The sequence below is a fragment of the Halocatena halophila genome, from assembly GCA_027563145.1.
Lineage (GTDB): Archaea > Halobacteriota > Halobacteria > Halobacteriales > Haloarculaceae > Halocatena > Halocatena halophila.
Genome location: CP071307.1, coordinates 554,544 through 577,741, shown reverse-complemented (window position 1 = coordinate 577,741; position 23,198 = coordinate 554,544). Strand labels below are relative to the sequence as shown.

The 23,198-nt window shown below is 55.6% G+C and carries 17 protein-coding genes; 9 read left to right on the top strand and 8 right to left on the bottom strand.

Going from position 1 to position 23,198, the window contains the following annotated elements; all coding sequences use genetic code 11:
• Positions 1–3: 3 nt before the first annotated feature.
• Positions 4–4,062 (bottom strand): PVC-type heme-binding CxxCH protein, encoded by a 4,059-nt coding sequence (locus JXQ78_RS16720; RefSeq protein ID WP_330632976.1) that lies wholly within the window; start codon positions 4,060–4,062, stop codon positions 4–6.
• A gap of 298 nt (positions 4,063–4,360) precedes the next feature.
• Here JXQ78_RS16720 and JXQ78_RS16715 point away from each other — a divergent pair, with 298 nt between their 5' ends.
• Positions 4,361–5,581 (top strand): Tm-1-like ATP-binding domain-containing protein, encoded by a 1,221-nt coding sequence (locus JXQ78_RS16715; protein WP_330632975.1) that lies wholly within the window; start codon positions 4,361–4,363, stop codon positions 5,579–5,581.
• A gap of 25 nt (positions 5,582–5,606) precedes the next feature.
• Here the strand turns inward: JXQ78_RS16715 and JXQ78_RS16710 are convergent, their stop codons facing one another.
• The 7 genes from JXQ78_RS16710 to JXQ78_RS16680 form a co-directional block, all read right to left on the bottom strand.
• Entirely contained in the window at positions 5,607–6,449 is an 843-nt protein-coding gene (locus JXQ78_RS16710) for an ATP-binding cassette domain-containing protein (RefSeq protein WP_330632974.1), read from the bottom strand.
• Between the two features lie 9 nt (positions 6,450–6,458).
• Positions 6,459–7,724, bottom strand: coding sequence for a substrate-binding domain-containing protein (locus JXQ78_RS16705; protein ID WP_330632973.1), 1,266 nt, complete (start codon positions 7,722–7,724; stop codon positions 6,459–6,461).
• Positions 7,725–7,846: 122 nt separating this feature from the next.
• Positions 7,847–9,532: an ABC transporter permease gene (locus JXQ78_RS16700; RefSeq protein ID WP_330632972.1), complete on the bottom strand. Its 1,686-nt coding sequence runs from the start codon at positions 9,530–9,532 to the stop codon at positions 7,847–7,849.
• Between the two features lie 149 nt (positions 9,533–9,681).
• On the bottom strand, positions 9,682–10,515 hold the full coding sequence (locus tag JXQ78_RS16695; protein ID WP_330632971.1) for a phosphoenolpyruvate hydrolase family protein: 834 nt from the start codon (positions 10,513–10,515) through the stop codon (positions 9,682–9,684).
• A 73-nt stretch (positions 10,516–10,588) separates the two neighbouring features.
• Positions 10,589–10,999 carry a cupin domain-containing protein gene (locus JXQ78_RS16690; RefSeq protein WP_330632970.1) on the bottom strand — a complete coding sequence of 137 codons (411 nt, stop codon included), beginning with the start codon at positions 10,997–10,999 and terminating at the stop codon, positions 10,589–10,591.
• A gap of 729 nt (positions 11,000–11,728) precedes the next feature.
• A complete protein-coding gene (locus JXQ78_RS16685; RefSeq protein WP_330632969.1) occupies positions 11,729–12,262 on the bottom strand; it encodes an NUDIX domain-containing protein in 534 nt (177 codons plus the stop codon).
• 63 nt (positions 12,263–12,325) lie between these two features.
• Entirely contained in the window at positions 12,326–12,700 is a 375-nt protein-coding gene (locus JXQ78_RS16680) for a VOC family protein (protein WP_330632968.1), read from the bottom strand.
• Positions 12,701–13,505: 805 nt separating this feature from the next.
• On the opposite strand from JXQ78_RS16680, the gene JXQ78_RS16675 reads away from it, so the two are divergent.
• The 8 genes from JXQ78_RS16675 (at position 13,506) to JXQ78_RS16640 (ending at position 23,188) form a co-directional block, all read left to right on the top strand.
• A complete protein-coding gene (locus JXQ78_RS16675) occupies positions 13,506–14,657 on the top strand; it encodes a PfkB family carbohydrate kinase (RefSeq protein WP_330632967.1) in 1,152 nt (383 codons plus the stop codon).
• A gap of 162 nt (positions 14,658–14,819) precedes the next feature.
• Positions 14,820–15,587, top strand: coding sequence for an HTH-type transcriptional regulator GlpR (gene glpR, locus JXQ78_RS16670; RefSeq protein ID WP_330632966.1), 768 nt, complete (start codon positions 14,820–14,822; stop codon positions 15,585–15,587).
• On the top strand, positions 15,584–16,495 hold the full coding sequence (locus JXQ78_RS16665; protein WP_330632965.1) for a hexose kinase: 912 nt from the start codon (positions 15,584–15,586) through the stop codon (positions 16,493–16,495). The genes glpR and JXQ78_RS16665 overlap by 4 nt, the downstream gene beginning before the upstream one ends.
• A gap of 211 nt (positions 16,496–16,706) precedes the next feature.
• On the top strand, positions 16,707–18,638 hold the full coding sequence (locus JXQ78_RS16660; protein ID WP_330632964.1) for an RICIN domain-containing protein: 1,932 nt from the start codon (positions 16,707–16,709) through the stop codon (positions 18,636–18,638).
• An 86-nt stretch (positions 18,639–18,724) separates the two neighbouring features.
• Complete coding sequence (locus tag JXQ78_RS16655; protein ID WP_330632963.1) at positions 18,725–19,603, top strand: NAD-dependent epimerase/dehydratase family protein; 879 nt, start codon at positions 18,725–18,727, stop codon at positions 19,601–19,603.
• A gap of 68 nt (positions 19,604–19,671) precedes the next feature.
• The gene (locus JXQ78_RS16650; protein ID WP_330632962.1) at positions 19,672–20,859 is read left to right on the top strand and encodes an AGE family epimerase/isomerase; all 1,188 of its coding nucleotides are present in this window, start codon (positions 19,672–19,674) and stop codon (positions 20,857–20,859) included.
• A gap of 144 nt (positions 20,860–21,003) precedes the next feature.
• Positions 21,004–21,828 carry an ATP-binding cassette domain-containing protein gene (locus tag JXQ78_RS16645; RefSeq protein WP_330632961.1) on the top strand — a complete coding sequence of 275 codons (825 nt, stop codon included), beginning with the start codon at positions 21,004–21,006 and terminating at the stop codon, positions 21,826–21,828.
• Positions 21,829–21,958: 130 nt separating this feature from the next.
• On the top strand, positions 21,959–23,188 hold the full coding sequence (locus JXQ78_RS16640; RefSeq protein ID WP_330632960.1) for a sugar ABC transporter substrate-binding protein: 1,230 nt from the start codon (positions 21,959–21,961) through the stop codon (positions 23,186–23,188).
• Positions 23,189–23,198 lie beyond the last annotated feature (10 nt).

The following is a 23,198-nucleotide window of genomic DNA, read 5'->3' as shown; positions in this document are numbered from 1 at the left end:
CATTCAGGTGTCGCTCTGGACGACATCGATGGCACCGACCATGGTGCCGGGATGGACCGTACAGATGTACTGGTCCATCTCCTGGGAAACAGTGAACGTGAGTGGTGTCACCGCGCCGTCTTCCATGTTGATGTCGGTTTTGGTGATGGTGGTACCCGAAGCGTCCTGGATGGCGAAATCGTGCGGAGCTCCATCAGCGTTCGTCCACTCGACGGTGTATTCTGCACCGTCTTCGAGTGTGAGCGTTGGATTCGTTCCGTCGGTGATGACATCGGGAGCGGTCGCCGCCCATCCACCGGTGAGTCCATCGAGCTCGATGGTGGTTCCTGGCTGAATGGCTGACTGGTCATCTGATCCATCGTCGCCATCACCGTCCGAGAGTTCAACGTGTCTGCGGACGCGCTGATAGACCGTTTCGAGTCCCCCTCCGAAGCCACCGATCTGCGTTAGCTCTGCATCGTCGAACCAGACCGTTCCGTTGGCGTTCCCCCAACCGCCAAACAGAAGGTTGAGCTGATACTCCGAGGGAGAGCCACCAGTGGTAAACGTGGTCTCGAGCCGTTGAAAGCCATCGACTGGCTCCGTGAAGTAGTCAGTGATGGTGTCCTGCCCGAGCGAATGGACGTTCAGGGTGACGCCGTAGGAGCTACCGATCTCGCCAAATCCGTCCTCTGAGTTTTGAAAGTCGTCCGACGTTCGAACCCACGCCCGGAATCGGTACTCGGCGTTGGCTTCGAGTTCGAGAAACTGTGACCAGGAAGCGTCTGCCCCTTCCGCGGAGCTGATACTGAGACTATACTCTCCCGTTCTGGACGCTTCGGTCGTCGTCTCGTGTTGTGCCGTCCCGCCGTAGGTGATCGGCTCCCAACCATCGGGAGTCCCCTCCGGTATGGATTCCATCGACGGATTCTCGAGGAGGTTCGGGCGCTCTCCCGGATCCGGTGGCCCAGTGGTGTCTTCGTTTTCCTCGTAGGCAGCGATGAAGCCATCTGCATGTTTGGCACCGGCAATCGAGGCGGCCTCGAGGAGGATTGGTTCTTCGGCCGCACCGTCGGAGCTGATCATCGCATAGATGGCTGCCCCGGCTTGTTCGGATGATGGCATGTCGGCAAGCGAAAGCAACGCCCAGGCCCCAACTCGCCGATCCGAATCGGTTAGGAGCCCCGCTTCGAGTATTGCCTCACGGGTCTCTGCAGTCCGTGGTAGCACCCGCAGCGCCGCAATCCGAACGCCAGCTGCAGAGTGTGTCAACGCTGCTCTCGCACCAGCGATCGCGCTTTCATCACCGCCAGCAGCGTCGAGCGCACCAAGCCCATCGAGCGTCCAGAGCGCGTGGATCGCACTCGGATCGTTGTCGATGCCATCGAGTGATTCTGTACTGATCAGTTCGAGCAGCTCAGCCACTACGTCGACCTCCGCTCGCCTGATCAGAAGCTGTTGGGCAGTCGTCCGCCAGAACATGTTCTCACTCGAGAGCGCCGCTACGAGCTCGCTGGGAGTCGCGTTGTTCAGTCCAGTCTGTGTGTTGGTGGCTGCGTCGTCGTAGGTGACCCGGAACAGCCGGCCGGTTGCGTGGTCGCGCAACTCAGTGATGTAAGCGTTCCCTGGGCCGTTCTCGAAGCCGTCTGGCGTCGGATTGTGCTGGAAAATATAGTTGTACCAGTCGATGAACCAGACCATCCCATCGGGACCGACCGCAGAGTACGTGGGCGCAAACCACGCGTCCGTTGCGCCAACGAGATTGTGGGCGTAATGTGATCGATAGCCGGCCCCGTCGGGTTCCAGAAAGAACGTTCCCAGCAGATGTCCAGTACCGTCGCTGACAAAACTGGCTGCATTCCAGTACTTTTCAGGATACGCTCTCGCCGTGTAGATCGTGTGTCCCGCTGCGGCGGTGAAGCCGCCGTGCCAGTCCACCTGCCGGACGCGGTCGGTGACTGGCAGGAATCGATTCGTATCAGCGGTCCCACCGATGTCGGCTGGCTCGGTCCCGTTGATTGTATCGTAGTAGCGATACGGGATGGCGAGGTAGTTGCTCGGTCGACCTGCGGTCGCTGCTGATCCAAACGCCAGACCTTCCTCGGTGAAGCCGAGGCCAGCCTGGTTGCCTGGCAGTTCAGCAACCACCTCAAAGGCCGTCACAGTTCCCGACGAATCGACTTTGAACCGGTAGACACAGGCGCTCACGTCGAACTGTTCGCCAGCAACAGAGCCGCTGAAACCCGAGTATCCGACCTGGCCCCAGATCCAGTTGTCGATTCCATACTCGAGTTCGTTCGGCCCGGCGTGGGTGTCTCCATTGCCGAACCCAGAGAACAGCTCGATCCGTTCGTCGGCTACGTCGTCGCCGTCGGTATCTTTGAGATAGAGCATCTGTCCGCTTGACTCTGGATCGTTGAGATTTGCGACCACGAGTCCGTCGCCGATGTGCACCAGACTGGCAGGAATGGAGAGCGCATCCGCAAACACGGTGAACGAATCAGCGGTTCCATCGCCAGTGGTGTCTTCACAGATGACGATGCTGTCACTCCCTTGGCCCAGCTCGTTCGGATAGTCCTGTGTGACAGCCAGCCATGCGCGGCCCCGTTCGTCGAATGTCATGTCAATGATGTTTCCACGAATATCTGCAGGTAGCAGTTCTTCGGTGACGAACGGCTGGATACCGAACCCCTCTGGGTGAATCATTCGATCGACCGTTTCTCCAGGATCGAGCGCGCGTTGCATACGCGTCCACTCCGTTCCGGAGCCGACCTCCTCGGGGACCGTTGGGGAAAGGAGACTTCCTTCGGGTGGTGGATAGTACGGAATGGTTTCGTCTACGAATTCGAGCGGATCGAGCGTTCGTGTGTCTTCTCCGATCGTCTCCCCGTTGTGCGTAACCCATCTGATCGCGTTCTCGATGAGTCGTTTGAAACCCTCTGTCTCCCAGGTTCCCCGGTCGTGACCCCAGGCAGTGTAGAACACGCGACCGTCTCCCTGCGTTCGAATCCAGCTCCAGGGCTCGGGCGATTCGTTTTCGCCGTAGTCCGGAAAATCCCCGTAGGCAAGCACAGTGATGTCGTCGTTCAGATTGGTGTGTCTGTACGTTTCGTCTTCGGCGACAATCGGCTCGAGCCCGGAGAGAACGGGATGTGCTGGGCGTTCGAACGTGGTACTCATCTCGCCGTAACCGTGCGATTCGAACTGTCCGCCAACCAGCTCGATGAAGGCGTCACTGTCGGTGAAACAGGCCGAAGCGCTGTGGATCGGAACGAATCCCCCACCGTTCTCGACGAATTCGACGATCGATTCCTCCTGGCTCTCAGTGAGTCCAGACCGATTGTCGTACAGCAGCCAGGCGTCATAACGATGTAGCGTACTCGATTCGAGATCGGCCAGCCGATCGGTGTACATCACCTCGATACCCCGATTGAGCAAATACTCCGTCAACTGGAGCTGGCGGGCGGGCCCATTGTGGCTTCCGCCCGAGGGGCCACCCAGCATGAGGACACTGATACGGCCCGGACTGGGTTCTGGAACCGTGCCGAATTCGATCGATCCACGCATATTGTGGCGATTTGGCTGGGAGTAGTATGTAGCCATCTCCTCGCTGGCAGTGAACTCGACGGCCTGAGTTGTGCCTTCGTGTGGTTCTACAGAACTCTTTTGCAGCTTTTTCCCACTCTCATCGGCGATCACCATGTTGTGTGGTTTTCCGTCCGTGTTCGTCCATTTGATGGTGTAGGTCTCTCCCGGCACGAGCGTGAGCGTTGGATTGATCGTGCCCCTGATTTGGTCGGGAGAGATCCCCTTCCAGACGTGCGTCGGCTTCGCTGCGTGTGAGGGTGGACCACGGCTGTGCTTTCCGTTCGACTCTGACCCTTTCGATCCGGCGGAAGATTGCTGGACGGCTTCGAGTTCAATGACGTTCTTTTCGATTGCGTTGGATGCCCGCACACCTGTGGTAAGCAACGAACCGATCCCGACTCCACCCGTGGCCTGAAGAAGCCGGCGTCTGCTGAGCGTTATCGGCGGTTGGCTATCGATACTCGTCTCTGGTGGACCACTGTCGTCCTGACTCATACTGATACAGTCCACTATAATTCAATATTCAACCTTGTTTGAATATTTGGTTGCGGGAAAAATTGCCGATATATTATTGTTTTACCAAACTTTGATTCAGGATATCACTATCAGCTCGCTCGGTGTATCCGGCCAGTGGATCCATTTGCTGCCACAATATTGATTATTGATCATCGTATCAATACTATCGCATTATGACTGCAGGCCAAATACTCGCCATACGCACACCATGCGTTCGAATCCCACTCAGACCACACCGTGATTCGATTGCTGTGCGAATTAATCCGGGGTACCGACGATGACGGTAACGATCGTCGGCACGCTCGATACGAAAGCCCCGGAGATTGCCTACGCGCGGGAGGTCCTCGAATCACAGAACGTTGCCACACACATCGTTGATGTTGGGATCATGGATGATCCAGGTCTTGAGCCCGACACGAGCGCTGCTGCGGTAGCCAGTGCGGCGGGCGAATCGTTGTCGGCGCTTCGAGAGACAGGTGACCGAGGAGCGGCAATCGACGCCATGGGACGCGGGGCAGCCACAATCGTCTCCAGACAGTACGATTCGGGTTCTCTCAAAGGAGTGTTCGGACTCGGTGGTTCGGGGAACACTTCGATTGCGACCGCAGCAATGCGTACGCTGCCGGTAGGCGTCCCGAAGCTGATGGTCTCAACGATGGCCTCCGGTGACACAGAGCCGTACGTCGGTGCCCACGACGTGGCGATGTTCTATCCAATTGCGGACATCGAGGGGCTGAATCGGGTGACGCGAACGGTCATTTCGAACGCCGCCTCTGCAATGGCTGGCATGGTGATGAACGACGCCGAACGGACCGCAACTGGACGGCCAACAATTGGTTGTACGATGTTCGGTGTAACCACTCCCTGTGTCCAGCAGGCACGCGAACGCCTCGAAAAAGCGGGCTACGAAACGATCGTTTTTCACGCGACCGGAACGGGTGGAAAAGCGTTGGAACGGCTGATCGAGGAGGGTGTGATCGACGCCGTCCTCGATATTACGACCACGGAGCTTGCTGACGAATTCGTCGGTGGCGTGTTGAGTGCTGGACCCGACCGACTCACTGGGGCCGGTAATCGTGGCATTCCGCAAGTCGTCTCGGTTGGCGCGCTCGATATGGTTAACTTCGGCCCTATGGACGACGTTCCCGATGCGTTCGCCGACAGAACACTGCACGAACACAACCCACAGGTAACGCTGATGCGGACGACCCCTGAAGAGTCCAAGGTGCTCGGACAACGAATCGCACGGAAGCTCAACGACGCCACCGGACCGAGAGCAGTTGTGATTCCCACTGAAGGGATCTCGATGCTGTCCGTCGAGGGTGAGCCGTTCTACGATCCCGATGCGGACGCTGCCCTGTATAACTCCTTGCGAGCGAATCTGGACGATGCTGTCGAACTGATCGAGGTTGCCACAGCGATCAACGACGAGGCGTTCGTCAGTGCGGTCGTTCAGAAACTTGAGGCATATCTCGAATCAATGCCCACAAATACGTAAGACCATGGTACACTCACACGCTCGATCACAGCTCTCGTTCTTTGTGCATCCGGCTAACGATGTCGATTCGCTCGACATCACTGGTGTTCTTGAGGACGTCAATCAGCTTTCCATCACGCATGATAGCAATCCGATCAGCGATATCGACGACAATATCGATTTTATGAGAGATGAGAATGCCCGCCTTTCCCTCCTCGGGAATCCGTCTGACCAGATCGATGATCTTGTCCGTTCCCGTGGTAGAGACCTCGGAGGTGGGCTCGTCTAGGATGATCGTCGGCGGATCCCTGATCAAAGCGCGCGCCACGGCCACGGCCTGTTGTTGGCCACCAGAAAGCTCTTCGACGGGTGATTCGGGATCGAAATCGAAGCCGATCTCCTCGAGCAACTGATTGCTCTCTTCGACCATCCGTGCCTTGTCGATTTCTCGCAACAACGACCCCCTGAGGCCGGGCTTGCTTGGCTCGTGACCCAGAAAGATGTTCGTCGCGGCGTCGTTCGTCGGCGTGAGATGCTGGCCCTGATACACCGTCGCGATCCCCGCCTTTTCGGCGTCTTTCGACGACGTGAAACTGCGCTCGACGAGTCGGTCGTCCGATCTGACGTAAATCTGCCCCGCCGTGGGCGTGAGCACGCCAGAGAGCATTTTCACGTAGGTTGACTTTCCAGCGCCGTTGTCACCAGCGATCGCTAAGATTTCTCCGCGATTGATCTCGAGATCCACGTCGATGACCGCGTCGATCGCCCCGAAGGATTTCGAGAGTCCGTCGGTTTTGAGGACGGTTTGCGTGTTCGCTTCGTCGGTTGTCTCCGAATTGTTCGGTTCGGATCCGTCAGTTTCTGTGTGCGATGTGGTGCTGTCGGTCATTGTCATCCATTAGAAGTTGTTCTGTTGCCAGTTACGGAGCTCGCTCCAGGTGTTGCGTTCGATTGCGTAGTCGACGTTTTGCTTATCAACAAACGTGACGCCGAACTCTAAGTGTTTCATTTCGACACCACGCTCGAGATACATCCACGCGAGTGGCACGTTCAGAAAGCCCTGTCCGTACGGATCCTGGCCCATCGTAAAGTCGACACTCCCGTTTTTGATCGCTTCGAGGACCGCCTCAACGAGGTCGAACCCGCAGATGATGAGCTCTCGGTCGATATTCCCCCCCTCGACCGCCCGTGACGCACCGACAGCCGTCCAGAATCCGGCACCCATGACGACGTTGATGTCCTGATTTGTGGCAAGCCGACTTTCGACACGACTCTGTGCCTGGGCAAAGTCCGTGGTCACATCGAGCGTTTCATCGATCAGTGTTACGTCCTCTTTCGTCTCCAGAAACGACCGCGCCCCGGGATCGACACGGCGGGTAACCGCCGGATTCCCGGGCAATCCGTTGCCGATCAACACAGTGTACTCCTGGGCATCCAACTCGCTTTGCATCCTGTCGTACGCTTCGGCCGCCATTGCGATTCCACCCTCCGTATCCCTGATCCCCACGTGCGGTATTACTGCCGATCGGTCGCGGTAGGTAAGATTTTCGCGCATCTTTTCGTTGTTCCACTCGCCCTGTGCGGGTGAAGAGTGGCCGTTGATCACCGCGATATCGTTGTCAAGTGCCCTCTGGATTGGTGCGATGTACGCCTGGCCGTCGAGTATCGTCGTTACCAGCACGTCTTGACCGTTCTGTAGCTCATCGATCATCGTGTTGATGATCTCGATCTGCTCGCTCTGACTCTGTGAGCCCCCAGAGGGACCAGTGACACCGCCATCCCACCCGAACTGGTTCAGCGCATCGTTAAATCCCGCGATCAGCGGTGTAAAAAACGGATTCGCCACGTTCTGAATCACGAATTCGGCGCGTCGGGTGATTCCCGTCTCTGGGTTCTGATTGTCGATTGGTGCAGATGGCGGTTCAATCATGGGAATGCGCGAGTAGTTGAACTCCTGTGGCTGATTGTCCTCTCCATTGGAGTCTGAATCAGCACCACCGTCGTCGGTCGAACTCCCACTTCTGTCTTCGAGAAGGCTCCCACAGCCGGCCAACGAGGAGGCAAGCCCGATCGCACCGAGCTGTTTCATGAGCCGTCGACGTGATACCCCGAGCTCTATCGAAAACGTATCGTCACTTCGAAGTTTTTGGCGATCGATTGCCATGCGTATACACGACACAGTTGATCACTTAACTTTTTCTTTCAGATTACTTTTCACTACTATTGAAGGACCACAACAGTCAGACAAAATTTCAGGGGTCTGGTTTCAGCCCAATTGCCAGCGACTCAGACGAGATTACTCGCAAAGTAGACCGCAACAACGATCCAAACGGCGTAGGTGGCCCCAACGGTTATGGCACCGTCAATAGGCGAAAGGTCGTGTAACGACCGGACGGATATCCACAGGGTGACCGCCATGAGCACAGCGACAACCACGAGCGATCCGTATACGAGAATCGAGAGGAACCCGAACCCATAGAGTGTGAACGGGGCGAACAGAAATATCGCAGGTGCCATCCCATAGCCGACAGCGACGAGCGTACTGTCGCCATTTGAACTGCTGTGGCGGTGGGTGGCAACGGGGTGAACGGTGAACACCGCGAGCAATACCAGGAGTGTGATCACCAGATACACCTCTAGGAGCACCATCACGGCACCAGAGAGATTTGCTTCGGCAATAAACAGGACGAACCGGTCGGCGAACGGTGGCGCAAGGAACGATGCCAGCAACGCAAGCGACGCGACGATTCCGCCAATCGCGAGGATCGAAACTGCGACGAATGCAATGGCTTCAGTGGATCCCTTCTCCGGTGCCTGATCGCTGAAAAACGACCGTGGGGAACGAGCAATCTGAGCGAGCGGTCTGGTGTACCACTCTCGAATAAGCCGGAACGAAAACTCCGAGAACACCGTATCGAGACCAATTGCTGCGATGATGAACAGTCCCGTGATGAGCCGAGAGAATTTCGGCCCGAAGCCTCCGAGCGTGAGGATGTTCTGTGCAAAGCCCAGTACAAGCGCGCCCATCAACACGCCCGTCATCGATCCCTCTCCCCCAGTGAGCTTCGTGCCTCCAAGGACGACCGCAGCAATCACGATCAGTTCAGTTCCTGTGCCGGTTCCGGGCGAGACGCTGCCGACGTATGCCAGTTGTGAGAGTCCGGCAAAGGCGGTAACACCACCCACGATTGCAAAGCAAGCGATCTTGATCCGGTGTGGATCCAACCCCGTCGTTTCTGCGGCGTTGATGTTGTCACCCGTCGCACGGACGTGGTGTCCGAACCGCGTTCGAAAGAGGATGTGATGAAGCACGGCCAAAAGTGCGAGCACCCAGAGTATCTGTGCAGGAAACGATGTGAACGTCTGCGGTTCGTCGTGAACCCCGGGGAGGGCGTAGGTGAGCGCTGGGATCGAAAACAGCGTGACGTCCGTAAACGGGATCCCAACCGGCAGTGGAAGCGTGTACGTTCCACCGATTGCTTTCATAACGGGGCCGGCCTCTGCGGTTGAAATCGTTACCGCCTGTCCGCCTAGCAGGAGAAAGTGAGCGCCGCGAAGGAGCGTCAGCGTCCCGATCGTGACGATCAACGACGGAAGACCCAGCTTCGTCACCAGTAGTCCCTGTGTCACGCCGTAAATCATCGCCAGTGTGATCACGAGAACAATCGTAAAGACGGGATCGAATCCGCCAGATATCATAACTGCCGCGAGCCCACCAGTGATTCCGACAAGCGAGCCGACCGAAAGGTCGAACTCTGCGGTGACCATCAACAGCGACATACTGTAACCAATGATGGCGACGATTGCTGCCCCACGAAACACCCTGATCGCGTTGCTGATCGTCAGAAACGACGATGCATTCATGGCAATTCCGAGCGCGATCAACGCGATCAGGCCAACCAGGACGCTTGACTCCCTTCGATCGACGAGTGATGATTTGATCGACCGTAGTCGGTTCTGAATCGGATTCATTTCTGTTGCCAACGGTGAACACCTACCACTGTAGTTTAGGTGAAAGAACAAATAATTTGTTCCCTGTTTGGCCATGATTTCGCTCCGTACCGGCCAGACATGATTGTCACGACCGCTCGTTTCCCCGCCTTCGCTGCTCGGAGCTGTGTTCAGTAGTCGATCGTTTTGAACGCTCGCGTCTGTGATTCAATCGCTGATTCGGTAGCCAACCGCTCGACGCTTGATGCACCAAAGAATCCCACGACACCCTCGGTGTTGGATAGGACGTATTCTGCATCATCAGGCTGGGCGATTGGGCCACCGTGACAGATCACGTGGATCTCTTCGTCCACAGCGGCGACGGCGTCGCGGTGTGCCTGCACGCGCTCGACGGCCGCGTCCAGATCGAGTGCCGTTTTTGCACCGATGGCACCGGAGGTTGTCAGCCCCATGTGTGAGACGATCAGGTCCGCACCGGCGTTTGCCATCGATTCGGCCTGTGTTTCGGTGAACACGTACGGACAGGTTAACAGCCCCTGATCGCTCGCCTCGCGTATCATCTCGACCTCCTGATCGTAGCCCATTCCGGTTTCTTCGAGATTTTTCCGAAAGTCGCTCGCTTCGTCGATCAGTCCAACGGTAGGGAAATTCTGGACGCCAGAAAATCCACGTCGCCGGAGCTCTTCGAGAAAGACAGCCATCTCACGGAACGGATCTGTTCCACAGACCCCTGCCAGCACCGGCGTTTTCTCGACGACCGGGAGCACTTCGTGGCCCATCTCCATCACGATCTCGTTTGCATCGCCGTATGGAAGCATGCCTGCCAGCGATCCACGACCGCTCATTCGATACCGTCCCGAGTTGTAGATGATGAGGAGATCCACACCACCCCGTTCGGCAAATTTTGCAGAGATTCCCGTTCCGGCTCCGGCCCCGATGATCGGCTCTCCGGCGTCAAGTGTCGATTCCAGTCGCTCCAGTGACTCCGTACGCTTGTACTTCATCGGAATGCAATGCTCACCCACAATACTTCAATATTTCGATAGAATCAGTTCTTCGCATCCCCTCTGCTATCGATTAGTCTTCGGGGAACGTCCCTGGGGGATGGATAGTGGCGTTATCTGCCTCCTGAATTGTTGATTCTGGACCTGCTGGTCCGTAGACGGCAATGAATCTGAGCGGCTCCCAGCCAGTGTTCAGCGTCGAGTGTTCGACACCGGCTGGAATGGAGACCATCATTCCCGGTTCGACGGTTTGTGTTTCGTCGCCGATCATCTGTTCACCGGTTCCGCTGAGAACATACAGGAGTTCGTCGCTTTCGGGGTGGGTGTGGCACTCGTGTCCGTTTCCGGGCTCAAGCACGACGACGCCGCTACTGAACGTGTCGATCCCCGTCGTTTCGGGCTTGTGAAGCCACTTGAGCGTTCCCCAATCGAGTTCTACTGTTTCGGTGGCGTCCGGTCTGATGAATCGCGTTCTGTCAGCCATCGCGTTCAGTTTACTTCCGCAAGTAATTGTAAATATTGTGGTTGTGTGGCTCTCTCGGATGGACTACCCTGCTTTTTCGATATCAATCACACGCTAGCCATCGCGCTGTTTTCATACTGTGAATGACTTCGGGTCGGCTGTGATGTCCAGATCTTCAGATTATCTTTGAAATCATGGTTTTATTTATAATACTGGTTCCATATTCGAATTTAAATGGCGGTTCTGGCGTTTGATTTTGCCGCTACAACTGGTGGCGGACCAACGCTGGAATAGTAATATTCTCATTTTGAAAATTTTCTTTCGGGTTCTTGCCTTTACAACTGTACAATCGTAATGTGGTGGTTCGCGAACGATATCCAGACACTCCCAACCAGAGTCTCCACACAGTCACCTAAAAGCTCTCCACTTCTTGTGTGAAATTGTAGTACGATAGCCCCGATTTAACGAACACGAACGTTCGAAGGCATCAATACCTATCTGCCAACTCTTTACAATAGTGCAATCGAAATTGAAATTGAAAGTAGTTAGATTACGAGTAAGACAATTGGGATGAGTACATTGTCGAATTACTGTATACTGCTTTTTCAATCGTTTGAATGTCTCACTACCTTCCCCTTCTCCCCCATAGCATAATAAGAACTGTCCGTAGACTATAGAATGCTCTCTCGTCTCGGGTATCATATGATACAATAGTAGCGTCCGGAGCGATCTCCCCCTGGAACCAATCGGTTACATTGTTTCGATTGCATCGAGAATCTGTTCCATCCCCGACGCTCGCAACTGTGGCGTCTCCTCGATCAGTTCTTCACGGGTCCAGAACCGAGCGGCCGCCGCATCATCACCAGCCTGTACGGTGCCATGTGCGTCGGCGACCGGGGCAGCGTAGTTGAACGTCACCATCGTCGCACCATTTTCGAAGGTCAGAAATCCTTCTCCGATGAGTGTTAAGTCGTTAGTATTGACGACGAGATTCGTCTCTTCGTTTAGTTCTCTGGCAGCTCCAGCGCGTGCGGATTCCCCCATTTCGATGTGTCCACCGGGCAGTGCCCATTCGCCAACATCTGCACCGCGTCCACGTTTGATGAGCAGTACGCGATCGTCGTCCACGACGGTGGCACAGGCGGCTGGTGTGGGATTTTGCCAAAGTGTCAATTCGCAGTCTTGGCAGTACGGGATGGGATCGTTCTCTCGCGTCCGCTCTTGGAGGCGCTCACCGCATGCGGGACAGTAGGTTGTGTCTTCGTATGGGATGATACAGGCCATATAGATGTATCTTGTGTCATTTATAAAGTTCTGACTATCCGTGCACTCACTTTCCGGCCCTGCTCAGTCCATCACTTCCACCAGTTCGACTCCGTAGCCGTCTGGATCTTCGACGAACGCAACACGCGTATCCGCACCATCGGAGTGAGACGGTTCGAGACGCACTGCACAGCCGGTTTCGTCCACCAGTCGCTCGAATTCGGCATCCACGTCCGCTACCCCGACTGCCACGTGGTCGTAGCCATCGGACTCTGGGGGAACCCTGTCTGGTCGGTGTTTGAACTGGATCTCGGCCTCACCAGTACCACCCACAAACACGTTGGTGGTCCCATCATCACCGACGAACTCCCATCTCTTCTCAAGACCGAGTGCATCGACGTAGAACGAAAGGGTTGTCTCGAGATCCGAAACCCACACCGCGTTGTGTAGTACCTCCATGTCTCGAGTTGATTCCCGTACTGATATAAATTGACTGGTTATCGGAGCATCCTGGATGTTTCTTTGTGTGATCCAAGACGAAATACGCCAATACTCGATTCACGGTCCGAGAACCCTGAAGTTTGTTCGATAATAGCAGACGCTTATTCGCACTAGGCGAGTGGGCCACCAATATCATTTTCGAGCAGTGCGAAACTTCGTGCTATTAGTAACAGCTTTCATCCCTTCCTGAAGCGTAGCTGGCTGTCACCTATGGTGCTGTTCGCAAACGCCGATTCTCTCTCGAATGTGATTACAGCTGTACGTGCGTAATGCCCTGCTGTGCGGTCTTTTGAGAATCGGTGGGTTCTCTCCCTGTTCAGGGTTGGTTGTCTTTTCCCATCGGGCCGGACTGTTCGTGATTGGATCGACAGTCTGTTGTAATTTGACTATTGATTCCATTAAAATCACTTAACTAATAATCAAAAATAAACACTTGCCGACAGTCTCTATCGATGGCATCCTTGAGATATCCTCCAGATAAATGGACCGTTGATTTCTAGAGTACTCTCCCAACGCTCTGCAATCGCGCCACAATTTCCATGTATATCTCGATCCACCCAGACTATACTCTCAGCAGATATTATTCTCACATATATTATTTATAAATATGATAGATTAATTTTGATATACTATGGACAGTATTAAACATAGTTTAGAATTGCCTGATCTACAAGTGGGCCAGAACTACCACACAGATGGCCTCCAAATTTGTGAATCTCGATACTCTCGAAACATTGTTTAGTAAGGGGCAAAATTGCAAGTTATGAACGCAAGCAGGTCGGTTGATTTCGACACGGAGGCGGCCGTCGAAGCCTGCCTGTCTTCACTCCCTGCTTCCCCCGGTTCGCACACTGTTGCGTTCGGATTCGACGGCGTGATCGATACGGTCCGAGAAATGGTCGCACAACGACAGGGTCCAGACGACTACGTTCGGATCGGTGAGCTGTCGACGCTCACAGATCGAATTGGCGAATCGGCCGCGAAAGAAACGTCAGTGACGATTGAATGGGTCGATAAAGGAACCAGGACGGGCGGGCTCGTCGCACACCACACGAGGGCGTTTGCAAAACTGGGATGTAATCCAAGGATGATCGGATTTTTCGGCGATCCGATCACAAGCGAATTCGAATCCGAATTCGCTGCGTTTCCGAAAGTAACGCTTGGCACGCCTGGGCGGACAGCTGCAGTTGAATTCAACGATGGAAAATTACTCTTGACCGAGACGACGGGTCACCACAACCTCGACTGGGCCACGTTACAACGACGCCTTGGTCACGAACGGCTGGCGAAACACCTCGATGAAGTTGATCTGCTTGGTGTTGGCTATTGGGCGATGATTCCCGGGCTCCCATCGATCATTGAGGGGCTAGCGACGGAGCTGTGGCCAACCCTTTCGTCACCACCAGCCCACGTACTGTTCGACCCGGCCGATATCCGTCACTTTCCGTCCCAAAGACTGGCGGCCGGACTCGACCCGCTTTGTAAACTCAACGAAACTGTTCCTGTGACTGTCAGTGGAAATCGAGGGGAGGCCATCGCGTTCGCTACGCTCGCCACCACTGGAGTCGATCATGAGTCACTGGCTGCGGTGGCAACCCACGCCAGAGAACACCTGGGGGTAGACCGGTTCATTGCTCACGGGGCCAGTGGCGCTGCGACCGCGACAACAGAGACAGTTGCACGCGTCGAGGCGCTCCAGACGAACGATCCCGTTCTCACGACCAGTGCGGGTGATCACTTCAACGTCGGCGTTGGATTAGGGCTCCTGGAAGGCATGAACGAGGGCGCACTAACCGCGCTCGGAAACATCGTCGCTGGGTCGTTCGTTCGGTCTGGCAACGCACCCTCCTATGAGGATATCCTATTGTATGCCGACACCTACGCGAGTGCTGTGGGCTCGGGAATGATGATGTAGCGCAATCAGTCTGTGGCTAATTGAGCAGTTGTATACGACTGATCCAGAGTCACCCAATCGTTCGTCACGACTGGCGCTGGGCATCGAGATGGCAATATTCGCGGCCTACTGCAATAACGGACTGTTATGGCGCTGGGTCCCAATTGGGAGGTAACGTCTACGATGGTACCTGCAAAACGCCGGCGATTGATTGTTGAGTTGATCACCGACCGAGGTGGCTGTTCGGTCACCGATCTAGCGGCTGAAATGGACTGTTCTGCGGCGACGATTCGTCGCGATCTGGACCACCTGGCGAATCGAAATCTCATCGAACGATCCCACGGTGGGGCCGTTCCAGCCACGGCTGTCGGAAACGAGCAAACGCATGGACAAAAGGAGCTGCAGAACCTGGAGGGCAAACGCCACATTGCCCAGGCGGCACTGACAGAACTCCAGGATGGACAGGTGGTGCTGTTCGACGCTGGGTCAACGACCATGCAGATTGCACACGCACTCTCCGAGGATCGATCGTTTATCGGTGTGACGAATTCACCAGTGCTCGCGCTCGAACTCGGATCTCCCTGCGATACGGTGCAGCTCACCGGTGGATCAATGCGCCAGCCCACACGTGCACTCGTCGGACCGACGGCAGAGCGATTTGTCGAGCAGAGAACGTTCGATGTCCTCTTTCTCGGCACGAACGGTATCGACCCATCGAGCGGACTGATGACACCGAACGAAGAAGAAGCACGGCTGAAAGGGCTCATGATCGACAACGCCACGAAAGTCGTCCTCACAGCTGATATCACGAAGCTGGGCAAACAAAGCTTCATCAGATTCGCAGAGATCTCCGATCTTGATGTGTTTATTACGGATGGCGAACTCGCGACTGGTGCCCGCGAACCGTTCGAGAGTGCCGGTGTCGAGGTAATCGATGGGTTACGGGCATGATCGCGACGATAACCCTGAACCCCGCCGTGGATTATACGGTTCGGATCGATACGCTACCGGGACCCGACGAGATCGCTCGGACGGACACAACTCGGCTCGATCCCGGCGGCAAAGGAATCAACGTATCGATGTATCTCGATGCACTCGGAACGGCAACGGTTGCAACTGGACTGGTTGGGGGCGTTCATGGCGATTATCTTCAGGCGGCACTCGAACGCGCTTCTATCCCCCACGATTTCGTCGAGACTGAACGGTCCACGCGCCTGAATACGACAGTACTCACGAGCACAGCCGAGTATAAGATCAATCAAACCGGCCCTGTTGGCGATGATTCACAACTGGATGCGGTCGTCGCCGTCGTCGAGCGCCACGATCCTGAAATGGTTCTGATCGCAGGTAGCCTCCCGGAAAAGATCAAGCCGTCTGCGCTAACGCGGATTGCTAGAGCTGGGTCGTGGTCCACCGTGATCGATGTCGATGGTCAAGCACTTGGAGAACTGACAGAAGGGTTCGACATCTGCAAACCGAACCGAACGGAACTTTCAGTGGCAACCAATCGGCCGGTCGAGTCGGTTTCTGAGTGTCTCTCTGCGGCGAAAGCCCTGCGTGAGAATGGTGACTTCGAAGTAGTTGTCGGTTCACTCGATACGGATGGTGCCATCCTGGCAACTGAAACTCAGTGCTTACACGCCCCAGCAGTTGAAACGGACGTTGTCGATACAACCGGCGGGGGCGATGCATTGCTCGCTGGATTTCTGTCTGCACGAGACGACGGAGGAAGCTATCGAGACGCACTCCGTCTGGGAATCGAACTGGCCTCCTGTGTGGTCGCCGTCAGGGGGACCAGCCTTCCTCGAGCGAGCGTCCGTGGCTGCGATCCGACCAGCGTTCCAGTCACACCGATATGAAATTGGTTATCACGAGTATTGACGTCCGGCCCACCAACGTCGATTTCAAAAAACACCAATAATTAATAGGAATGGGGACTTGCCATGATACTGGTTGCCATACTGGCAACCAAATCAGTCTATGACGAACGACAAACGCAATTCAGACGGTTCCCATTCAGCGCTCTGGGCACCTGGACGATCGTATAGCCGGCGAACGATGCTCCGATCGATGAGTTATGCCCCATTGCTGCGGACAGTCCTCGGTGGTGGACTTCTCGGGACAGCAATGCTGGCCCAACCAGTTACGGGAACGAACGGCGCTGCTCCGTATCGACCGGCCTACCACGTTACGCCACAGCGTGGATGGATGAACGATCCAAACGGCCTGGTCTATCACGACGGAACGTATCATCTGTTCTACCGGGCTGGAGAAGACTTTCGTCGATGGGATCATGCGACGAGCCGGGATCTCATTTCGTGGACCCACCACGGAACCAAAATTCCACACACGGACACTATTCAGGCGTTTTCGGGCGGTGCGGTCGTCGATACGGAAAATACTGCCGGGTTCGGCCATGAATCGATCGTGTGTCTCTACACGGGCCACCACACCGCGACGGGCATCGAAGACCAGCGATTGGCGTACAGCACCGATGGTGGTGACACCGTACGGAAGTTCGTAGACAATCCCATTCTCTCCGACGGCCACGATGATTGGCGCGACCCCAACCCGTTCTGGTACGCCCCCGACGACTCTTGGCGGTTGGCTGTCGCTCGTGTGAGTGCGAACGGCACAGACCGACCGGCGGGCATCGAGTTCTACGCTTCAGACGATTTCCGCGATTGGACGTATCTGAGCACGTATGAATCGAGTGGCGTTCCGTGGGAGTGTCCGGATTGTTACCGACTTCCCGTCTCGAACACCGGGATGGACCGGTGGGTGGTAACCGTCTCGACAGGATTTGATCACGTCGAGCACCACATTGGCTGGTTCGATGGCTCGACGTTCACCGCTGAGAAAACGGTGCCCGCAGATTTCGGGTGGGATTTCTATGCTGCACAGTCCTGGAGCAACGAGCCAGCAGTGGATGACCGATTGCTGGTGGGATGGATGAACAACTGGGCGTACGCCAGAGAGACGCCACCGAGTGGCTGGCAGGGTGTTCAGTCCTATCCACGCCGACTCGGGCTAACGATGACTGAAAACGGAGTTGTCCCGGTACAGACTCTCGATGAGTCGTTTTTCAACCGCCGCCAACATTCTCTCGTAGAGATCGAGAATGCACCGGTCACGGCAACGAATGACCCACTCGCCGATCACCAGACGATCGGTGTTCCGTACTACGAAATCGTCACAGAGATCGATCCTGGCACGGCGGATGCAGTGACGATCGCGACACGCGTAGACCACGGCGTCGGACAGGAAATCCGGATCACCTACGACTGTCGCCAGCAGCTGTTGACGCTTGACCGGTCCGATGCTGGAGTCTTTTTCGGCGACCGGCCACAGACCTCGACGAATCATTCCCTGCGCCCCGGTGAGAACGGGACCATTCGTCTCAGAATGTTGGTCGATCGGAGTTCGATTACGACGATCGCCAACGGCGGCGAGAAATGGCTGTCAGCTCGCGTGTTTCCAGATGAGACGAGCACCGACACAACCGTTAGCGCAACCGGTGGACGGGCGGTTCTCACGGCGTGTTCGGTGTACACTCTTCACCCCGCGATTGAGGATGGTGGTGTCTATCGCATTGAGAACGTCAATAGTGGGAATGTCCTCGACGTTCGGAACGGCGACACGAGTGATGGTGCTGTCGTACAGCAGTGGGAGGATCTGGGATACGACCATCAGCGGTGGATCGCACACGAGATCTCAACGGATCGATACTGGTTCGAGAGCGTCCACAGCTCGAAGGCGCTCGACATCGAAAACGCCGCGCTACAATCAGGAGCCGAGACGACTCAGTGGGAGTGGCAAGGAGCTGCAAGTCAGCAGTGGATCCCACAGCAGATCGAGAATGGAATCTATCGGGTGCAGAATGTGAATAGCTCACTCGCACTCGATATCACGGACGCATCACGCTCGAACGGTGCACGGGGGATGCAGTGGGAGTGGTGGGGAGGCGACAACCAGAAATGGCGATTCGAACGCGTCGGATAATACAGAACCAAAAAACGAAACGAGGAGATCCGTTCGCTGGTGAGTGGATCCCATATCTTTTTACGACATCACATACACCTCCGGATATGGACCGTTCGACAGTCGCAGTCACCGGTGGGAACGGCAAAATTGGATCGGCAATCGTTGATCACCTCTCGGAATACGGCTATGAAACGGTGAACATCTCCTGTGGAAACCGCCAGGAACAACGCGCAGATAGCTACATCACGGCGAATCTGCTTGACGCCGGTGATACGTATGGGGCCCTCGCGAAAGCCGACGTAGACGCAGTCATCCACATGGGGACGATTCCGGATCCCTACTCTCATCCCGACCACACGACGTATGAGAGTAACGTCCTCTCTGCTGTGCACATTCTCGAAGCGTGCGAGGCCCTTGGAATCGAATCGGTCTGTCTGGCCTCAAGCATCAATGCGATAGGAAGCGAACATCAACAGAGACCAGCACAGATTGCGTATCTCCCGATCGACGAACGACACCCGCGACGCCCTGGGGATTCCTACGGCATTGCAAAACACGCCATGGAGGTCACCGCTGATGGATTCGGCCGTCGAGGGTCGCTTACCATCGCCTCGCTCCGATATCCATGGGTGGCAACATCGAGTGAAATCCACGATGCGTTCATTGACGCCGATCGATCGATGGCAGGACTCGCGACTGCATCCGATGCAACCACACGCGATGTTCTCTTTTCGTATCTGCACATCGACGATGCGGCCACAGCTGCACGGTGTGCAATCGAAGCGACGTTCGGTGGGCACGAACCGTTCTGGATCACAGCAAACGATACAACCGCGGCGGTTCCAACCGACGAACTGATCGAGACGTTCTATCCCGACGCCACGGTCGAAACCGAATGCACAGGCCATGAAAGTCTCATTAGCTGTCAGAAAGCCAACGAACTGCTCGGATGGGAGCCAGAGTACCGCTGGCACGATCTCTAGTTACGGCTGCTTTCGGTTGAGTCACAACAATTTTGAGAACCGGCTCGGAACGTTCGTGCGTTCAGCCTATGAGCGTTGACATCGATCCGCAGGATCCACACTCTCTGCGTTCGCATCTCGACACCATCCTCGAGTTCTACCACCCGGACTGTCTCGACGTTGAGAATGGTGGGTACGTTGCCCAGTTCGACGAACGGACCGGAACGATCTACGACAGTCGATCGAAACACCTCGTTGCAGTGTGTCGATTCATCCGAAACTACAGCATTGCACACCGTCACGGCACACGAGACTGGTCTCGATCACCAGTCGAACACGGTCTCGAGTTTCTCCGATCGGTACTGTGGGACGACGATCACGAGGGATTTCACTGGATCGCCACCGAGCGCCAACCCAGTGACAGCCGTCGGCTGTGTTATGGCCACGCATTCGGCCTGCTGGCGCTCGCTCGAGGGACTGATCTCTCCATTCGTACTGCAATGGATTTGCTACCGTCAGTTGCTCGGGTGATCGAACAGCGGTTCTGGGAATCCAACCATGGGTTGTATCGGAGTGCATTCGACTCTCAATGGTCATCTCCGAGTGCCTACCGTGGCCAAAACGCGAATATGCACATGTGTGAAGCACTGATCGCCGTCTACGAGGCGACAGGAGAACGGCGATATCTTGAGCGGGCGCTCACGGTTGCTACCGGCGTGACAATCGAGTTGGCCGAGAAGACTGATGGGATGGTGTGGGAGCATTACACCGAGGACTGGGAGCCAGATTTCGAGTACAACCGTGACGATCCGGACAACACCTTCCGCCCGTGGGGGTTCCAACCCGGCCACCAGATCGAGTGGGCGAAGCTGCTGGCGATTCTCTCACGATACAGTGATGAACCGTGGCTATGCGATCGGGCGATCGAGCTGTTCGAAGCCGCAGTCGATCATGGATGGGATGACCGTCGTGGTGGGTTGTACTACTCGGTGGATCTGAATTGTGAGCCAGTCGTCACGGATAAGTATTCCTGGGAAGTTGCCGAGGCGATCGGGGCTACAACAGCCCTCTACGAACGTACTGAGAATCCAGAGTATCTGGAGTGGTACAAACGGTTCTGGTCGTATGCAAAATCAACGTTGATCAATCCCAACCACCAGAACTGGTATACGAAAGTCACTGTGGAGAACGACCCGGTGCCAACGAGCTCTGGGATCGCCGTTGAACCCGGGTATCACCCCATCGGAGCGTGTTTCGAGGCGATTCGATCGCTGTAATCAACGAGTAACTACGCCTGGTTGTTCGTCCGAGATAGTCGATCCAGCGCGCGCTGTGTGTCTGCTGTCAGCACGCAACACCATAATGTATTTATAATAAATGCAATGACCTAATAGTGGACGATAGTTGGTGACGTCTATCCAATGACTGTAACAGAAACGAAACCACGTATCGAGGTAGCGGGAGTTCAGAAACGATTCGGCACTGTCGAGGCGCTGTCGGATGTCTCGCTGACGCTCAATGAGGGTGAGGTGCTCGGACTCGTCGGTGACAATGGAGCGGGAAAATCGACGCTCATCAAAACACTCGTTGGCATTCACCAACCGGACGCGGGCGAGATTCGTTTTGATGGTGAAGCAGTGACGATCGATGGACCGAAACACGCCCGGACGCTGGGTGTTGGCACAGTTTATCAGGATCTCGCGCTCGTTGATGAGCTATCGGTCGCAGAGAATCTCTTTCTCGGTCGGAAACCGGTTCGAAAGCTCGGTGGTGTGTTGCCAGTCATCGACGAACGGACGATGGCCGAGCGGGCAGAACGAATCCTTCGCGAACGGCTGGACATCGAACTGGACCCCGACACTCCAGTCGAGTATCTCTCCGGCGGTGAACGACAGGCGATCGCCATCGGTCGAGCACTCGTTACCGATCCGGACATCGTGTTGCTCGATGAACCCACGTCTGCGCTGTCGAAAGCCGCCGTTGAGCGCGTTGAGCAGTTGGTCCAGCAACTCAAGGCGTCTGGTCACTCGGTTATCATCATCGATCACAATCTCGAAGAGGTGCGGTCGATGACCGATCGGATAACCGTTCTCTTTCAGGGCCGCACTGTCGATACACTCGAGACCGCAGCGGTTTCACGGGACGATATTGTGTCGATGATGGTGTCGGGCAAACCCCTCGGTGGCCCTGCAAATAATGGAGCTGATGGGCAATCGTCAGCCACACAGCACTCTACGTCCGATTGAGTCGGCTCTCACACGATGGGAGTGGGTGGTCTTCTGGAGTTACCCATTCTTATCCTCTGGATGAATTTTCGTGGGTGGCGATTCTCACTGACTCCAGTACTTTTATTATCTAACAAAATATTGGAAGTGTATGTCAAGCAAAGACGCCCCTGATAGGGGGATGACTGGCATGACTCGTGATAGCATCGAACGCGTAAATACCACTGGCCGTCGCGGGTTTTTGACAACAGCGGCGTCAGGCCTCGCAATTGGTATTGCGGGATGTCTCCGAAGTGATACCAATGGAGGTGGAACAACATCGTCCGATAGCACACAGCATTTCGGGGTCTCAATGAAGGGAATGGGACAGGCCGGACTGTTCGTCCAGGGACAAGCTGCAAAGTGGTACACTCAGGATATGTCCGACGTGACGGTGACCGTTCTCGATGGCCAGCTTGATGCAACAAAGCAAAATCAAGACGCGATAAACCTGATCAATCAGGGTATCGATGGCTTGCTACTGAACCCATTCGATGCGAAGGCTTCGACACAGATCGTTGAGGCTGCGACTGAGGCGGACGTGCCAGTGATGAACTTCGATACGGCGACGCTATCGACAGACGTGCTTTTGGGTGCAATGTTCGGTCAGTACCGTGGTGGGAAGGTTGCAGCCGAACGATTCACCGAGTTGATGGAAAAGCGGGGAATGGAGAGTGCAACGGTGATAACGAGCGTTTTCAATTTCGAGTCGACGACGAGCCAACAGCGACTGCGTGGATTCACCGAAAACGTCCCCGATAGCGTCGAGATCGTCGGTCGGATCGAGAGTGATGGGACTGCAGAAGCCTCCGCGCCAAAGACACAGAGCGCACTCCAGGCAAACCCAGACGTTGACGCGATTTACTCAAACAACGTGGGAAGTGGAATGGGTGCTCTGACAGCACTGAAGCAGTTTGGCGCATACCACAAAACGGACCACGACGACCACGTGATGGCGTTTGGAATCGATGGTGGCCCAGAACTCAACCAGGAGATTGGAAAGGGGTACTACGATTTCGCCATCGATCAGCCACTCCACATGTATGCACCACTGACCCTGGAGCTGTTGTGGGCCTATCTCGATTCAGGCCAAAACGCACTCCCAGAAGTGGACAGCACGGTCACTCCCGGCGATAATCTTGCGATTGAGAATAAGACGGTGTTCGATATCCAGCCGTGGAGCAAGCAGTTCTGGGGCCCAGCCGAGATGCGGACCTACGAATCTGATGGGACGTCCTGGTGGCCGTGGTTGCAGTGTAACCACGCCACGATAACACAGGATAACGCCGATGCGTCGTATCTCTACGGAAATGTGGCACGCGTATATGAAAACAACAACTGAACGACGTTGA

Coding starts and splice junctions, on each gene's coding strand:
- JXQ78_RS16715 (WP_330632975.1), top strand. CDS start 4,361: ATGACGGTAACGATCGTCGGCACGCTCGATACGAAAGCCCCGGAGATT.
- JXQ78_RS16665 (WP_330632965.1), top strand. CDS start 15,584: ATGATCGCGACGATAACCCTGAACCCCGCCGTGGATTATACGGTTCGG.
- JXQ78_RS16655 (WP_330632963.1), top strand. CDS start 18,725: ATGGACCGTTCGACAGTCGCAGTCACCGGTGGGAACGGCAAAATTGGA.
- JXQ78_RS16660 (WP_330632964.1), top strand. CDS start 16,707: ATGAGTTATGCCCCATTGCTGCGGACAGTCCTCGGTGGTGGACTTCTC.
- JXQ78_RS16640 (WP_330632960.1), top strand. CDS start 21,959: ATGTCAAGCAAAGACGCCCCTGATAGGGGGATGACTGGCATGACTCGT.
- JXQ78_RS16685 (WP_330632969.1), bottom strand. CDS start 12,262: ATGGCCTGTATCATCCCATACGAAGACACAACCTACTGTCCCGCATGC.
- JXQ78_RS16675 (WP_330632967.1), top strand. CDS start 13,506: ATGAACGCAAGCAGGTCGGTTGATTTCGACACGGAGGCGGCCGTCGAA.
- glpR (WP_330632966.1), top strand. CDS start 14,820: ATGGTACCTGCAAAACGCCGGCGATTGATTGTTGAGTTGATCACCGAC.
- JXQ78_RS16690 (WP_330632970.1), bottom strand. CDS start 10,999: ATGGCTGACAGAACGCGATTCATCAGACCGGACGCCACCGAAACAGTA.
- JXQ78_RS16720 (WP_330632976.1), bottom strand. CDS start 4,062: ATGAGTCAGGACGACAGTGGTCCACCAGAGACGAGTATCGATAGCCAA.
- JXQ78_RS16700 (WP_330632972.1), bottom strand. CDS start 9,532: ATGAATCCGATTCAGAACCGACTACGGTCGATCAAATCATCACTCGTC.
- JXQ78_RS16645 (WP_330632961.1), top strand. CDS start 21,004: ATGACTGTAACAGAAACGAAACCACGTATCGAGGTAGCGGGAGTTCAG.
- JXQ78_RS16680 (WP_330632968.1), bottom strand. CDS start 12,700: ATGGAGGTACTACACAACGCGGTGTGGGTTTCGGATCTCGAGACAACC.
- JXQ78_RS16710 (WP_330632974.1), bottom strand. CDS start 6,449: ATGACCGACAGCACCACATCGCACACAGAAACTGACGGATCCGAACCG.
- JXQ78_RS16695 (WP_330632971.1), bottom strand. CDS start 10,515: ATGAAGTACAAGCGTACGGAGTCACTGGAGCGACTGGAATCGACACTT.
- JXQ78_RS16705 (WP_330632973.1), bottom strand. CDS start 7,724: ATGGCAATCGATCGCCAAAAACTTCGAAGTGACGATACGTTTTCGATA.
- JXQ78_RS16650 (WP_330632962.1), top strand. CDS start 19,672: ATGAGCGTTGACATCGATCCGCAGGATCCACACTCTCTGCGTTCGCAT.